The 15,779-nt window shown below is 40.1% G+C and carries 16 protein-coding genes; all 16 read left to right on the top strand.

Features of this window, described 5'->3' with window-relative positions; translation table 11 throughout:
* The first annotated feature begins 12 nt into the window (after positions 1-12).
* The gene (locus ACQKL0_RS04080; RefSeq protein ID WP_427686381.1) at positions 13-2,058 is read left to right on the top strand and encodes a chemotaxis protein CheW; all 2,046 of its coding nucleotides are present in this window, start codon (positions 13-15) and stop codon (positions 2,056-2,058) included.
* Between the two features lie 124 nt (positions 2,059-2,182).
* Complete coding sequence (locus ACQKL0_RS04075) at positions 2,183-2,653, top strand: chemotaxis protein CheW (RefSeq protein WP_402956335.1); 471 nt, start codon at positions 2,183-2,185, stop codon at positions 2,651-2,653.
* Between the two features lie 4 nt (positions 2,654-2,657).
* On the top strand, positions 2,658-3,296 hold the full coding sequence (locus ACQKL0_RS04070; RefSeq protein ID WP_402868368.1) for a chemotaxis protein CheC: 639 nt from the start codon (positions 2,658-2,660) through the stop codon (positions 3,294-3,296).
* Positions 3,289-3,792, top strand: coding sequence for a chemotaxis protein CheD (locus tag ACQKL0_RS04065; RefSeq protein ID WP_402868370.1), 504 nt, complete (start codon positions 3,289-3,291; stop codon positions 3,790-3,792). The genes ACQKL0_RS04070 and ACQKL0_RS04065 overlap by 8 nt, the downstream gene beginning before the upstream one ends.
* Before the next feature lie 124 nt (positions 3,793-3,916).
* Positions 3,917-4,684 (top strand): FliA/WhiG family RNA polymerase sigma factor, encoded by a 768-nt coding sequence (locus tag ACQKL0_RS04060; protein ID WP_402868372.1) that lies wholly within the window; start codon positions 3,917-3,919, stop codon positions 4,682-4,684.
* 165 nt (positions 4,685-4,849) lie between these two features.
* Positions 4,850-5,167: a hypothetical protein gene (locus ACQKL0_RS04055; protein ID WP_403123142.1), complete on the top strand. Its 318-nt coding sequence runs from the start codon at positions 4,850-4,852 to the stop codon at positions 5,165-5,167.
* An 11-nt stretch (positions 5,168-5,178) separates the two neighbouring features.
* Entirely contained in the window at positions 5,179-5,814 is a 636-nt protein-coding gene (locus ACQKL0_RS04050) for a hypothetical protein (RefSeq protein ID WP_402956340.1), read from the top strand.
* Between the two features lie 151 nt (positions 5,815-5,965).
* Positions 5,966-6,679: a 30S ribosomal protein S2 gene (gene rpsB, locus ACQKL0_RS04045; RefSeq protein ID WP_402868377.1), complete on the top strand. Its 714-nt coding sequence runs from the start codon at positions 5,966-5,968 to the stop codon at positions 6,677-6,679.
* A 283-nt stretch (positions 6,680-6,962) separates the two neighbouring features.
* The gene (gene tsf / locus ACQKL0_RS04040) at positions 6,963-7,847 is read left to right on the top strand and encodes a translation elongation factor Ts (RefSeq protein WP_402868378.1); all 885 of its coding nucleotides are present in this window, start codon (positions 6,963-6,965) and stop codon (positions 7,845-7,847) included.
* Between the two features lie 130 nt (positions 7,848-7,977).
* Complete coding sequence (pyrH, locus tag ACQKL0_RS04035; RefSeq protein WP_402868380.1) at positions 7,978-8,694, top strand: UMP kinase; 717 nt, start codon at positions 7,978-7,980, stop codon at positions 8,692-8,694.
* 3 nt (positions 8,695-8,697) lie between these two features.
* Complete coding sequence (gene frr / locus ACQKL0_RS04030; RefSeq protein ID WP_402868382.1) at positions 8,698-9,255, top strand: ribosome recycling factor; 558 nt, start codon at positions 8,698-8,700, stop codon at positions 9,253-9,255.
* A 369-nt stretch (positions 9,256-9,624) separates the two neighbouring features.
* Positions 9,625-10,398, top strand: a complete 774-nt coding sequence (locus tag ACQKL0_RS04025; RefSeq protein ID WP_402868383.1) for an isoprenyl transferase — start codon at positions 9,625-9,627, stop codon at positions 10,396-10,398.
* A 25-nt stretch (positions 10,399-10,423) separates the two neighbouring features.
* Positions 10,424-11,221: a phosphatidate cytidylyltransferase gene (locus tag ACQKL0_RS04020; protein ID WP_427686379.1), complete on the top strand. Its 798-nt coding sequence runs from the start codon at positions 10,424-10,426 to the stop codon at positions 11,219-11,221.
* Positions 11,222-11,262: 41 nt separating this feature from the next.
* Positions 11,263-12,423, top strand: coding sequence for a 1-deoxy-D-xylulose-5-phosphate reductoisomerase (gene dxr / locus ACQKL0_RS04015; RefSeq protein WP_402956342.1), 1,161 nt, complete (start codon positions 11,263-11,265; stop codon positions 12,421-12,423).
* Positions 12,424-12,430: 7 nt separating this feature from the next.
* Positions 12,431-13,699: an RIP metalloprotease RseP gene (gene rseP, locus ACQKL0_RS04010; protein ID WP_402868389.1), complete on the top strand. Its 1,269-nt coding sequence runs from the start codon at positions 12,431-12,433 to the stop codon at positions 13,697-13,699.
* 244 nt (positions 13,700-13,943) lie between these two features.
* Entirely contained in the window at positions 13,944-15,644 is a 1,701-nt protein-coding gene (locus ACQKL0_RS04005) for a proline--tRNA ligase (protein ID WP_407407637.1), read from the top strand.
* The last annotated feature ends 135 nt before the right edge of the window (positions 15,645-15,779 follow it).

Below are 15,779 nucleotides of genomic sequence, written 5' to 3'. Positions count from 1 at the left end.
GGTGGAGATTGTATGGATATGAATCAGTATTTAGAGGTATTTATTGAAGAAAGTAAAGAACATCTTCAAACGTGTAGTGAACAGCTGTTGGTACTTGAGAAGAACCCGGAGGATCTTTCGATAGTCAATGAGATTTTTCGTTCCGCACATACTTTAAAAGGTATGTCGGCTACAATGGGCTATGAGGATTTAGCTGATTTGACCCATAAAATGGAAAATGTTCTAGACGCGATCCGGAACAGCAAAATTATCCTAACTCCTGAACTGTTCGACGTAATATTCTTGGCGGTGGATGACCTAGAAGCAATTGTCATGTCGATTGCTGAAGGCGGAGATGGCAAACGTGATGTGACGAACGTGGTGCGAAAATTGCAACAAATCGAAAAAGGTGAATCACTGGTTATCCCTACAATTAATGAAACGGCAGCAGCATCTCCCGTTCTAGAAACAATGGAACAAGCAACGATGGGCGAATATGACGAATTCGAAATGACTGTTTTGCAGCAATCCAAGGAACAAGGATTTAAAAGCTATGAAATTTCAATCAGCTTACGTGACGACTGCCTTTTAAAAGCTGCAAGAGTGTTTATGGTGTTTGAAGTTCTTGAAAAGTCAGGTGAGGTGATAAAATCGAATCCACCCGCTGAACTTTTGGAGGAAGAACAATTTGATCAGAAATTCACGGTTACATTGGTGACCAATGAATCGATTGAAGAGACCAAGAAAAAAATCATGAAGGTTTCAGAAGTGGATGTCGTCGAAATAACAGCCCTAAATCTGGAAGAACTACGTCATGCTGCAAATATTAAAGAGGAAAAAAAAGCGGCCGATAAAAAGCCTCAGGAAGGTACGGACCAGTCACCTTCAATCAATGAGGCTAAAGAAACAAAAAAAACGGTCAAGCATGCTCCAAGCAAGACCATTCGGGTAAATATCGAGCGGCTAGATATATTAATGAACTTATTTGAAGAACTAGTTATCGATAGAGGAAGGTTAGATCAAATTTCAAGCGATTTGGATAACCAGGAACTGCACGAAACTGTGGAAAGAATGTCCCGCGTAACAAGCGATTTGCAAACGATTGTGTTGAACATGCGCATGGTTCCTGTCGAAACGGTATTCAACCGTTTTCCGAAAATGGTACGCCAATTAGCGAGGGATTTAAATAAAAAGGTAGATTTAGAGATTATCGGCGCTGAAACTGAATTGGACCGAACGGTGATTGATGAAATTGGCGACCCACTCGTCCATTTATTAAGAAACGCGATGGATCATGGAGTGGAGACACCCGAAAAGCGCCTTTCTAAGGGAAAAAATGAAGTAGGGAAGATTCTGTTAAAGGCCTATCATAGCGGTAACCATGTGTTCATTGAAATTGAAGATGATGGAGCTGGTATTAATAAAGAACGGGTTTTAAGTAAAGCCCTTTCCAATGGAATACTAACGAAGGAAACCGCCGCAACACTATCGGATAAGCAAATTTATGAATTGATTTTCGCTTCAGGTTTCTCCACAGCCGATACCATTTCGGATGTATCTGGCCGTGGCGTAGGTTTGGATGTCGTGAAGAACACAATAGAATCACTGGGCGGATCGGTAACAATCGACTCTAAGGAGAATGAAGGGTCCATTTTTCTCATACAACTTCCTTTGACGTTATCTATCATTTCCGTCATGTTAGTTGAAATTCAACAGGAGAAATATGCAATCCCTCTTTCTTCTATTATAGAGACAGCCATTATAAGAAAAGAAGATATTATGAATGCCCATAATCAACAAGTGATCGACTTTAGAGGAAAAGTGCTGCCACTCCTGTTCCTAAAGGACATTTTTGATGTGCCCGTACAAAACGAAGAAGAAGAGTTTCTTTCAATCGTTATAGTCAGGAAAGGCGAAAAAATGGCGGGACTTGTAGTGGATTCCTTTATAGGGCAACTTGAAATCGTCTTGAAGTCATTAGGTAATTATTTATCGACTGCATTTGCCATATCTGGAGCTACTATTTTAGGCGATGGCCAAGTAGCCTTGATTGTCGATTGTAATGCATTGATTCACTGACCATTTTAATATATAGATTCGCTACAATCCTTCCTACCATTTGATTACTGGAGACCCTTTGGAAACAAGGGTCAATGGATGAACAGTAGATATGGTTGAGGGGTAAAAAGAGGAGGGTAATTGAATGTCGACCACAAGTCCTGTTCAAGATATAAAAGTAATCGTGTTTCAAATCAAAGACAAAGAATATGCGATTCCGGTGGATAAAGTAAGTGGAATAGAAAAACTTTTGCATATAACAAGGGTACCCAAGGCCGTTCCATTTGTTAAAGGTGTGATTAATTTAAGGGGTGTGATTACCCCCATTATTGATTTAAGAGTCCGTTTCGGTTTTGAAGAGGTTGAATATAACGATTCAACGAGGATCATCATTGTTGTCCTTGATGACATCGAAGTAGGGTTGATTGTCGATTCAGCCAATGATGTGCTTGACATTCCCGTCGAGAGCATTGAGCCTCAGCCGGAAGTTGTCGGTCATTTAGCTTCTGAATATATCAGCGGTGTCGCAAAAATTGAAAAACGTTTGCTTGTATTGGTGAATTTGGAGAAGGCCTTAAGTCTCGAAGCAAATGAAATCGTGAGAAAAGAAGGATAAAGGGATGTCATTTATTGATAAAATCAACCCCATCCACCTCGATATCCTCAAAGAAATTGGGAATATTGGGGCGGGACATGCTGCTACTGCACTCTCTGCCATTCTTAATAAAAAAATAGATATGAATGTTCCTAATGTCCGGGTAGTTTCCTTTGATGAAATGATGGAATTGGCAGGGGGAGCAGAACATGTTGTGGCTAGTGTCTTTTTGCGAATTGAAGGAGATGCCACTGGAAGCATGATTTTTATCCTTTCATTACCTGTAGCTGAATATTTCATTCAACAGATGATAGGGGATGAAACCTTCTCCATTGATAAACCACAGCATTCTGAATTAGCTCTTTCTTGTCTACAGGAATTAGGGAATATCCTGTCGGGATCCTATCTTTCTTCTTTATCGGATTTTACTAAGTTGAATATATATCCATCGGTTCCTTCCTTGAATATCGATATGGTGGGAGCAACTATCAGTTATGGATTACTGGAATTATCACAAGTAAGTGATTCTGCTATTGTGATAGATACCGTCCTAGCGCAGAATGAGAGGTTTGCTGAATCTATCAATGGCCATTTCTTTTTACTGCCCGATCCTGATTCCTTTGATACTATTTTTGCTGCCCTGGGAGTGACAATAAATGGTTGAATTATTGCAAATCCAAGTTGTTAAAGTGGGGATAGCGGATATGAATACTGTAAAACCTCCTTATTCGATTCGCACTTCAGGGCTTGGTTCATGCGTAGGGGTCGTCATTTATGATGAGAAAAGAGAGATTGCCGGTTTGGCGCATGTCATGTTGCCGGATTCTTCACTTGCTAAGTCTGGTCAGATTAATCGGGCCAAGTTTGCCGATACAGCCGTAAAGGAATTGGTGAATCGTCTGGTGAAGGAAGGAGCAAGGCCTGCTTTTTTAAAAGCAAAGCTGGCTGGAGGTGCACAAATGTTTCAATTTGCCTCTGGGGGGGATTTAATGAGAATAGGACCCCGAAATGTTGAAGCTGTCCGGAAAGAATTGGCTGATTTACGAATACAGGTCGTTTCGGAGGACGTCGGCGGGAACAGTGGTAGGACGATAGAATTCAATGTGACAAAGTGCATGCTTAATATCCGGACAGTAAATAAAGGGACTAGAAATATTTAATTGGGAAGATGAAATTTGCGCAGCCGGAAAGTGACGGGAACACTGCAATCAAAATATTGTTGCACCTAGAGCCTTCGAGGACCGTTTTGATTACAAAACGTAAACAATGTTAGGAGGAAATCCCATGTCTCAACTGACTATCGAAGAAGAACAGTTATGCTGGAAAAATTGGGTCGACTGCAGGGACCCGCAAGCAGGGGACGTTTTGGTGAAGAAATATGTTCCACTTGTATCTTACCATGTCCAACGTATTTCAGTCAGCCTTCCTAGGAATGTCAGTCGTGATGACATTAGGAGTTTAGGGATGATGGGCTTATTTGATGCCTTGGAGCGCTTTGATCCAAAGCGTGATCTGAAATTTGACACATATGCTTCATTCCGGATCCGTGGGGCCATATTGGATGGTTTAAGGAAAGAGGATTGGCTACCGCGGAGTGCGAGGGATAAAGCGAAAAAAATCGATTCAGCTATTGAAAAATTGGAACAAAAATATATGCGGAACCTTACACCAAAGGAAATTGCATTTGAATTAAATATTCCGGAAGATGAAGTATATGCTGCACTTAACGAGCATTTCTTTGCCAATGTTTTATCCATGGATGAAAATCCTCAAGAACAGGATGACAAAGAAAAAACGAATTTCCATATTAAAGATGATAAAGCAGACCTGCCTGAAGAGAATGTTCTAAGACAAGAATTGTATGCAGAGCTAGCAAAGGTCATAGAAACACTAAATGAGAAAGAACAGTTGGTATTGCAACTTTTTTATAAAGAAGAACTTACGCTGACGGAAATTGGACAAGTGATGAGTCTTTCCACATCAAGGATATCGCAAATTCACTCAAGGGCGATATTTAAACTTAGACATGCTATGCAGGATAAAAAAAGTTAACCCATATTTTTATTTAGTGTCATGCTTCGAGGCATGCTCTATGAGAAATGCATGGATTTATCAGTTTGGACAGACCATTCCGAACATTTTGAATCCATGGGAAGAACATGTGTACACAGGCAGTTATACAGAAGAATCACTATAGAAATATAGGGGTGGATGGCTGTGAGTTTAAAAGCAATCGAGATGCAAATTGCCCTTCCAAGAACCCAAGATGCCGGAAAGATCCAAGAACAACTTTTACAAAAAAATCTAATCCAACAGGATCATGCCACCCATCAAGGAAGAAAAGAAGAGGAACGAAAACAAACGACTGTAATGGGCGAGGAACAAAAGCTCCCAGCTCATTTTTATGAAAAGGAAGGTAGCGCAGATAAGGGTCCGTTTTTTAAACAGCGTAGGAAGAAAGACAATACGAGACAAACAACAGAGAATATAGATCCCCATCCCTATAAAGGAAAGAGTATCGACTATTCCGGTTAAGAGGAGGCACCATGTCAGTATTTTTTATGTTACTCCTTTTTAGTCTAAATATTTTCACGATTTTCGCCGTTATTCTTTTGTATCTTAGACAAAATCGATTAAGTAAGCTAGAAAAGGAACAAAAAGCCACCATAATTGAAATGGAAGAACTACTAACAGGCTATCTAATGGAAATGAAGGAAGATAACGAAGCCTTGATAAAAGCTTTTACACAAACTGACGTCTTACCTAATGAGAAAAAGATAGAAGAGTCAGTAATAGTAAAAACAAGGCCACCTATAGAAAAGGAAGCAGAACTAGAAAAGGAATCATTCCCTGACTATAAAGAACCAAGTTTTAACGGGAAGAAATTGCAGGCTGCTAATGCTTATATGAACCAGACTGGAATAGAAGAAGAATTCAAGCCAGCCAATGAAGTGAAGGACAAGCTCGAACTTTCGGCGGAGGCCTCCATTTTAACCAAACAAGAGGCACGCGTGGAAAAAGATTTTTCAGCCATGCTACAGGATTCTTTAGAAGAATTATCATTAAATGAACAGGTAGACTATTTAGTGGAGCAAGGTCTTTCAATTGAAGATATCGCCAAAAAATTAAATAGGGGTCAAACGGAAATTGAGCTTTTATTAAAGTTCCGTATGGATAGATAAATATTGCTTGATTGTATCACCTGAGTATGATATATTATGAAATGGTGTTAATACACACGCCCGTGATTCTAGCAGATGGTGCTGTTTATACAGTTTCTGTATGAAAATGATCGGAGCGGAGGAAAAACAAAACCATTTAGGAGGAACTAAAATGTCAGTCATTTCTATGAAACAATTGCTTGAAGCTGGTGTGCATTTCGGACACCAAACACGTCGCTGGAACCCTAAGATGAAGAAATATATCTTCACTGAGCGTAACGGCATCTACATCATCGACCTTCAAAAAACAGTTAAAAAGGTTGAAGAAGCTTATAACTTCGTTAAAGAACTAGCTGCTAACGGTGGAACTGTTCTTTTCGTTGGTACTAAAAAACAAGCTCAAGAATCAGTTAAAGAAGAAGCTATCCGCTCTGGTATGTACTATGTAAACCAACGTTGGTTAGGTGGAACTTTAACAAACTTTGAAACAATCCAAAAACGTATTAATCGTCTTAAAGATATCGAAAAAATGGACGCTAACGGAACTTTCGAAGTGCTTCCTAAAAAAGAAGTAATCCAACTTAAAAAAGAATGGGATCGCTTAGAGAAATTCTTAGGCGGTATTAAAGATATGAAGACTCTTCCAGATGCGATCTTCGTTATCGACCCTCGCAAAGAGCGTATTGCTGTTGCGGAAGCACACAAATTAAACATTCCACTTGTTGGTATCGTTGATACAAACTGTGATCCGGACGAAATCGACGTAGTTATTCCTGCTAATGACGATGCAATCCGTGCTGTTAAATTATTAACAGGTAAAATGGCAGATGCTATCTTAGAAGCTAAACAAGGCGAAGAAACAGCAACTGAAACAACTACTGCTTAATAGTTGACAGAACTGCTTAACTAGTGAGAAAAAAAGGTGATAAGAGGATAATGCCTTTTATCCCTTTTTTTTGCACTAAATAAGCATACATAAATCCCGTGCCTTATCACGGCTGATTTTTGAAACTGGAGAGAACCGAGCTTATTTGTCATAACGTTGACCAATAAATATTTTTTGTAAAAATTTGCTGCGATTTGTTGTATTTGTTGTTGAAAACAAGTATTATCTAGCAAAATGGGTAAAGACTGAATAAACCGCACTTAATTTGAGGAGGATTTATATTATGGCAATCACTGCACAATTAGTTAAAGAATTGCGTGAAAAAACTGGCGCTGGCATGATGGACTGCAAAAAAGCACTTGTACAAACTGAAGGAAATATGGATAAAGCGATTGACTTCCTTCGCGAAAAAGGAATTGCAAAAGCTGCCAATAAAGGCGACCGTATCGCTGCTGAAGGGTTAACTTCTATCGTAGTAGACGGAAACCAAGCAGTAATCCTTGAAGTGAACTCAGAAACTGATTTCGTTGCTAAAAACGAAGGTTTCCAAACTCTTGTTAAAGAATTGGCTTCATTCTTATTGGCTAACAAGCCTGAAACTGTAGAAGCTGCTCTTGAGCAAACAATGGAAAACGGTGTGAAAGTTGCTGATCATATCAATGCAGCAGTAGCTAAAATTGGTGAAAAATTAACTCTTCGCCGTTTCCAAGTCGTTACAAAAACAGACAGCGATGCTTTCGGCGCTTACCTACACATGGGTGGACGTATCAGCGTACTTACAGTTCTTGAAGGTACAACTGATGCTGAAGCAGCTAAAGGTGTTTCTATGCACATCGCAGCTCTTAACCCAAAATATGTTTCTCGTGACCAAGTAGACGCTACTGAGCTAGAGCACGAACGTGAAGTTCTTACTCAACAAGCCCTAAACGAAGGCAAGCCAGAAAAAATCGTTGCTAAAATGGTTGAAGGACGTATCAACAAATTCTACGAAGAAATCTGTGTAAACGAACAAGCTTTCGTTAAAAACCCAGATCAAAAAGTAGGACAATTCGTTGAAGCACTAGGCGGAAAAATCCTTTCATTCGTACGTTACGAAGTAGGGGAAGGTCTTGAAAAACGTCAAGAAAACTTTGCTGAAGAAGTAATGAACCAAGTTAAAAAGGACTAATTTATTGTAAGAAAATGGTTAAATAGGGAACACTATAGTGTTCCCTATTTTTTAAAATGTCCTGAATTTTTGATTAATGCAAGAATGAGCATGATGGACGAACAAAAAGATTACATAGTTGGAGGTTCTCATGGCTAAATATAAACGTGTCGTATTGAAACTCAGTGGTGAAGCATTGGCTGGAGACGAGGGTTTCGGAATTAATCCTGCAGTTATAAAGTCGATTGCAGAACAAGTAAAAGAAGTAGCTGAATTGGATGTAGAAGTAGCTGTGGTTGTCGGTGGCGGAAACATATGGCGCGGGAAAATCGGTAGTGAAATGGGCATGGACCGTGCAAATGCCGATTATATGGGCATGCTCGCTACAGTCATGAATTCATTGGCGTTACAAGATAGCCTCGAGCAGCTTGGGATTGAAACGCGCGTCCAAACGTCCATTGAGATGAGACAAGTGGCAGAACCATATATTAGACGACGTGCAATTAGACACCTGGAGAAAAAGAGAGTAGTCATTTTTGCAGCAGGAACAGGAAACCCATATTTCTCAACGGATACGACTGCCGCATTACGTGCAGCTGAAATTGAAGCGGATGTCATCTTGATGGCGAAGAACAATGTGGATGGCGTATACAATGCTGATCCTGTTAAAGACAAAAATGCAGTGAAGTATGATGAGCTTTCATATCTTGATGTGATAAAAGACGGATTACAAGTCATGGATTCTACTGCGTCCTCGCTATGTATGGACAATGATATTCCATTGATTGTCTTCTCTATTATGGAAAAAGGTAATATTAAGCGCGCTGTATTAGGCGAAACGCTTGGAACTATTGTAAGGGGGAAATAAAAGATGCCGAAACAAGTTATTTCGAATGCGAAAACGAAAATGGAAAAAGCCATTAGCGCTTACACACGTGAATTAGCCAGCATCCGTGCCGGAAGAGCAAATGCCTCATTGCTTGATAGAATCTCAATTGATTATTACGGATCCCAAACACCTATCAATCAAATGGCGGGCATTTCTGTACCAGAAGCAAGACTTTTAGTCATCCAGCCTTATGACAAAACGATTTTGGGCGAGATTGAAAAAGCAATTTTGAAATCGGATTTAGGATTAAATCCTTCTAATGATGGTTCTATAATCAGGATTGCCATTCCTGCGTTAACAGAAGAACGTAGGAAAGAACTTGTCAAGGTCGTTAAGAAAGAAGCCGAAGAAGCAAAAATCGCGGTTCGTAACGTTCGCCGTGATGCCAACGATGAGTTGAAAAAGCTTGAGAAAAATGGCGATATCACAGAAGATGACTTGCGCGGTTATGCAGATGACATTCAAAAGATGACGGATGGCAACATCTCAAAAATCGATGATATTACAAAAGATAAAGAAAAAGAAATTCTAGAAGTCTAATCCCTTCTAAAAGCATTGAATAAAAGGGCCGAATCCATTGTGGTCATGTCTTTGATCTAACATATAGGTGTGTTAAAAAGAGAAAACTGTTATAATAAGGTTTCTCCGATTATGAATACGCCTGAGTTAGTAAGAGCTTGAAAATGATGGAGGAGGTCCTTTTTGCCTTTTCTTCTTGAAAGGATATGCATTATTTATTTCTGGCCAACTTCTAATGAAGATAATATTTTCATAATAATAATATGAGAACAAGTTTTTTTTTGATATTATAATATAGATTCTGTTCTTATTTAGAATCCAAAAAATATACATAGTGCACGTAAATATTGCCTTTGTAGAGATAAGTACAACCTAATGGGGGACTAACATATGTATTCACTATGGAAGCGTTTCGTTAAAAAAGATGCTTCTTCCGATGTAGCAAGTAGGATCCAGCATATTAAGGAGTCTAATGTTCCTCAACATATTGCCATTATTATGGATGGAAACGGCCGATGGGCTAAAAAACGTGCGCTGCCACGTGTGGCAGGCCACCATGAAGGAATGAAAACCGTTCGAAAAATAACAAAGATTTCTAATGAGTTGGGAATAAAAACGTTGACCGTTTATGCGTTCTCCACAGAAAATTGGAAACGTCCGAAAAGTGAAGTCGATTTTTTGATGAAACTTCCACAGGAATTCCTAGGCACCTTTTTGCCAGAGCTTATAGCTGAAAATGTAAGGGTGGAGATGATGGGAGACTTATCTTTAATCCCGTCACATACTCAGAAAGCAGTTAAACAAGCGATGGAGGATACGAAAAATAATAACGGGATGATTTTGAACTTTGCCCTTAATTATGGAAGCCGTGGAGAAATAGTTGCGGCGGTCAACAGCATCATACATGATGTGAAAAATGGTATAATAAAGGAAAATGTTTCTGAGGAAATAGTATCAAGCTACTTAATGACACAACATTTGCTGGATCCGGATTTGTTGATCCGTACAAGCGGCGAAAAAAGGTTAAGCAACTTCATGCTTTGGCAGTCAGCGTATACCGAGCTATGGTTTACGGATGTGTTATGGCCGGACTTTAGTGAAGGTCATTTACTACAGGCTGTCGAGGAGTATCAAAAACGTTCACGCAGGTTCGGTGGCGTTTAATGTAGAAGGCGAGGAAATAGGAATAATGAAACAGAGAATTATTACGGCAGTCATCGCTGCCGCCATCTTCATTCCAATCGTGATGATAGGGAAGCTTCCCTTTTTATTGGTAATCTACCTTCTAGCATCTATCGGTTTGTATGAATTGATGAAAATGAAAAAGATGCGTGTATTCTCCTTTGAGGCAATCCTTTCACATGTTTTACTTTGGATATTATTACTGCCGAATGAATATAGCACGTTTTTAACTGAAAATAATTATGACAAAGTACAGATTTTCTTAATCGGCGTTTTAGTGCTATTGCTTTATACGGTCCTTTCGAAAAATATGTTCACTTTCGATGATGCAGGATTTTTGGTCATTGCGATTCTTTACTTAGGCATCGGCTTTTACTATTTCTTTGAAACACGTGACAATGAATCTCTAGGTCTAGTCTATATCCTTCTTACTTTATTTACGATATGGGCAACCGATTCAGGAGCATACTTCATTGGAAAAGCAATCGGTAAGAGGAAGTTATGGCCTGAAATCAGTCCTAATAAAACAGTCGAGGGATTTTTTGGAGGCGTAGTTTCCGCGTTAGTCGTAGGTGTGCTTTTTTACGTATTTTCATCCCTTGACTATTCGATATGGCAATTGTTGTTGATATCATTAATCATAGCAATCTTCGGCCAACTGGGAGACCTTGTTCAATCGGCTTATAAACGTCATTATGGCGTAAAGGATTCAGGAAAGATCCTACCTGGTCATGGCGGGATTTTAGACAGGCTGGATAGTTTAATATTTATTTTACCAATCTTACATTTATTGCATGTATTATAATTAAAAAGGTAAGGTTATATGGAATTAGGAGATGAACGGATTTGAAGTATATCAGCCTTCTGGGTGCAACAGGTTCGATAGGCAAGCAAACGGCGGATGTGGTCAGGGCCCATCCCGATCAATTTAAGATAGTGGCACTTTCGGCCGGAAAGAATATTGCTTTGGTCAGAACCTATATAAAAGAGTTTGAACCAGAACTAGTTTCCGTACAGACAAAAGAAGATTATGAGGTTTTGAAAAGCGAGTTCTCTAACCGGAAAGATATTGAGTTCATGTATGGCGATGAGGGAATAACGGCAGTGGCTGTGTATAATCAAGCAACAGTCTTAGTGAATGCGGTCATCGGCAGCGTAGGACTTTATCCGACTTTGCAAGCGATTAAAGCCGGTAAGGATATTGCGATTGCCAATAAGGAGACTTTGGTAACAGCGGGCCATTTGGTCATTGATGAAGCGAAAAAGGCCGGGGTAAGGCTGCTTCCGGTCGATAGTGAGCATTCAGCAATTTTTCAAGCACTTCAGGGTGAACAAGAAAAAAATATCGAGCGCTTAGTCATTACTGCCTCTGGTGGAAGTTTCCGTGATCGCACCCGTGAAGAGCTAAAAGGCGTCACGGTAGAAGAGGCTTTAAACCATCCAAACTGGTCTATGGGGGCTAAAATCACCATCGATTCAGCATCCATGATGAACAAGGGATTGGAAGTAATCGAGGCACACTGGTTGTTTGATCTTCCATACGAAAAGATTGACGTGCTTCTTCATAGGGAGAGCATTATCCACTCAATGGTGGAATTTCATGATTCCAGTGTGATGGCACAGTTAGGTACACCTGATATGCGTGTACCCATCCAATTTGCCCTTACATATCCAGATCGACTGCCTCTTGTAGGACGGAAGCGTTTGAATTTGGCTGAAGCGGGAAAACTCCACTTTAGTGAAATGGACTTCACTCGATATCCTTGTTTGCAATTCGCTTACAAAGCAGGTAAAATGGGCGGCACAATGACAACGGTGTTGAATGCTGCAAATGAAGCTGCAGTAGCTGCATTTTTATCTGGAAAAGTTTCTTTCCTAGAAATTGAAACCCTGATAGAAAGAGCGCTTAACAAACATTCTGTCATAGCGAGTCCTGACTTAGAAACGATCCAGGAAGTCGATAAAATGACAAGGAAGTTTATAGAATCCTTAGTGAAAGATAGGTGACCAGAACATGCAGACTCTAGAAACGCTTATAGCGTTCATTATCATTTTTGGCGCTCTTGTTTTTTTCCATGAGCTTGGACACTTAGTATTTGCGAAGCGTGCTGGAATTCTATGCCGCGAATTTGCAATCGGATTTGGACCAAAAGTATTCACATATAAAAAGAAGGAAACGGTCTATACGATACGTCTTCTTCCTCTAGGTGGATACGTTCGAATGGCCGGAGAAGATGCGGAAAATATTGAATTGAAACCTGGTTACCGTGTGGGATTGATGTTTGATGAAGAAGAAACCGTCACGAAAATCATCTTGAACAACAAAGACAAATACCCGGATATTCGGCTTGTCGAAGTGGAAGTGATAGATTTAGATCATAAACTGATACTTACGGGATATGAAGAGGGAGAAGAAGACACGTTAAAAACGTTTTCGATCCATAAGGAAGCCGTAATCGTTGAAAATGGGGTCGAGAACCAAATTGCCCCTTATGATCGCCAGTTTGCATCTAAATCTCTTGGACACCGCTTTTTAACAATCTTAGCGGGCCCAGCAATGAACTTTGTTCTAGCTTTTGTTATTTTTACATTGATTGGTTTATTTCAAGGCGTCGTGGTGGACGAAGCCAAACTGGGTGAATTAACTAAGGACGGTGCAGCCGTTACTTCTGGACTTAAATCAGGGGATGCCATTCAATCGATTGAAGGTACGGAAGTCACAACCTGGGAAGATGTACAGGCGAGTATCCAAAAAAGTCCCGGTAAAGAAATCGAATTCGTTGTATATAGGGACGGTAAAACGTTAGAAGTTCCAGTTACTCCTCAGGAAGTCGAGAGGGAAGGTCAGAAAATTGGAATCATCGGGGTATACCCGCCCGTTGAAAAAGCTCCACTAAAGGCCATTCAATATGGTGCGACGGAGACGTATTTTTGGACGAAACAGATTTTCATCATTCTGGGTGACCTAGTAACGGGTGGCTTTACGATTGACAGTCTATCTGGTCCAGTAGGTATATATAAATCGACTGAGGAAGTCGCAAAACAGGGCTTGTTCACGTTGATGAAATGGGCTGGGTTGCTCAGCATAAATTTAGGAATCATGAATCTTTTACCGTTACCTGCTTTGGACGGCGGACGATTATTATTCTTCGTGGTTGAGTTCTTAAGAGGAAAACCAATTGATCGCCAAAAAGAAGGAATGGTGCATTTCATCGGATTTGCTTTGCTGATGTTGTTAATGATCGTCGTGACATGGAATGACATCCAGAGGTTCTTCCTATAAGCTGATATGAATGAAACCAAACAAGCCAGCAGAACTATCTGTTGGCTGTTTGAATCTACTTGTAACTTTTTGAAGAGTTTGGGCAAAATAGTTTGTTTTATCGGGAATTCGTAAGTATAATCGAAAAAGAGCGAATGAAATCAACTTAATTTAAATCAATCAGACAATAATAATGTAATTTTGTATTACATGACCCGTAAATTTCCGTATGGAAGTTTAAAGGAAATATTGAAGAGGTGTAGATATGAAACAAAGTATGACGTTAATCCCTACATTGAGGGAAGTCCCTGCAGATGCAGAAATTAAAAGCCACCAGCTTTTGTTGCGAGCAGGATTCATGAGACAGAATTCAAGTGGCGTTTACAGTTTTATGCCGCTTGGTAATAAAGTGCTTCAAAAGGTTGAAGCGATTGTTCGGGAAGAAATGGACAATGCAGGTGCCGTAGAATTATTGATGCCAGCCCTTCAACAAGCGGAATTTTGGCAGGAATCCGGTCGTTGGTATACATATGGACCCGAATTAATGCGATTAAAAGACCGTAACAACCGTGAATTTGCCCTTGGAGCTACACATGAAGAGGTCGTTACAAGCTTGGTTCGTGACGAAGTGAAGTCATACAAGCGTTTGCCATTGACGGTTTATCAAATCCAAACGAAGTTCCGTGATGAAAAAAGACCTCGTTTTGGTTTATTGCGCGGACGCGAATTCATCATGAAGGATGCTTACTCATTCCATGCAAATCAAGAAAGTCTTGATGCTGTATATGAAAAACTTTATGCGGCCTATTCAAATGTATTTAGCCGTTGTGGCCTTGATTTCCGTGCAGTCATCGCCGATTCAGGAGCGATGGGTGGAAAGGATACACATGAATTCATGGTGCTTTCTGAAATTGGAGAAGACACGATTGCCTATTCAGATACATCCGATTATGCGGCGAATATTGAAATGGCTCCTGTAGCGGTAAAATATGAAAAAGATTCCGAAGAGCAGGGAACACTTGATAAAGTTCATACTCCTGGACAGAAATCAATCGATGATGTAGCTTCATTTTTGAAAACCAATGCCTCAAAATTGATAAAGTCCTTGTTATTTAAAGTGGATGAAAAATATGTACTCGTCTTGGTACGAGGAGATCATGAAGTGAATGATATCAAAGTTAAAAACTTCTACAATGCTGAAGTCGTGGAGTTGGTGGACCCTAACGAAACGAAAGAAGTCTTAGGTTGTGCGGTAGGTTCTCTTGGACCAATCAATATTGCCTCAAGCGTAGAAGTCATCGCCGATTTGGCCATTGAAGCAATGGTTAATGGAGTATGCGGCGCTAATGAGGAAGATTATCATTTTGTAAATGTAAACCCTGACCGTGATTTTAAGGTGGAAAGTTTTATCGATCTTCGTTTTATCCAAGAGGGAGATCCATCACCGGATGGCAACGGAATAATCAAGTTTGCTAAAGGAATTGAAGTCGGTCACGTATTCAAGCTTGGGACTAAATATTCCGAAGCGATGAACGCGACGTTCCTAGATGAAAACGGCCGTTCGCAACCGATGATCATGGGTTGTTACGGTATTGGCGTATCTCGTACACTTGCAGCTGTCGCTGAGCAATTCAATGATGAGAAAGGTTTAGTATGGCCGGTGAATTTGGCTCCGTTCCAGGTCCATTTGATTCCGGTTAATATGAAGGATCAATCTCAAGCTGAACTTGCAGAAAAACTATATGCTGAACTTAAAAAACAAGGCATGGATGTCTTGATGGATGACCGTCATGAACGTGCCGGAGTGAAATTTGCCGATTCTGACTTGATTGGACTTCCTGTCCGCGTAACGGTCGGTAAAAAAGCTTCCGAAGGCATCGTGGAAGTGAAGATCCGTAAAACAGGTGAAGTGCTTGAACTGGAAACATCGGAACTTGCACAGAAGTTACATGAATTATTGGGATAAAGCAGTAAAATCATAGCTTGATTTGGCATCATTCATTTGGATGATGCCTTTCCTTTTCCCTATAATTAGATGTCCGTGAACTGCATCTAGTATGTTATAATAACCACTGTTATTAGAATGAAACTGATGAATAAT

The sequence above is a fragment of the Peribacillus sp. NPDC097264 genome (assembly GCF_050277925.1).
Taxonomy (GTDB): Bacteria; Bacillota; Bacilli; order Bacillales; family DSM-1321; genus Peribacillus.
This window is presented reverse-complemented; position numbering and strand designations above follow the sequence as displayed.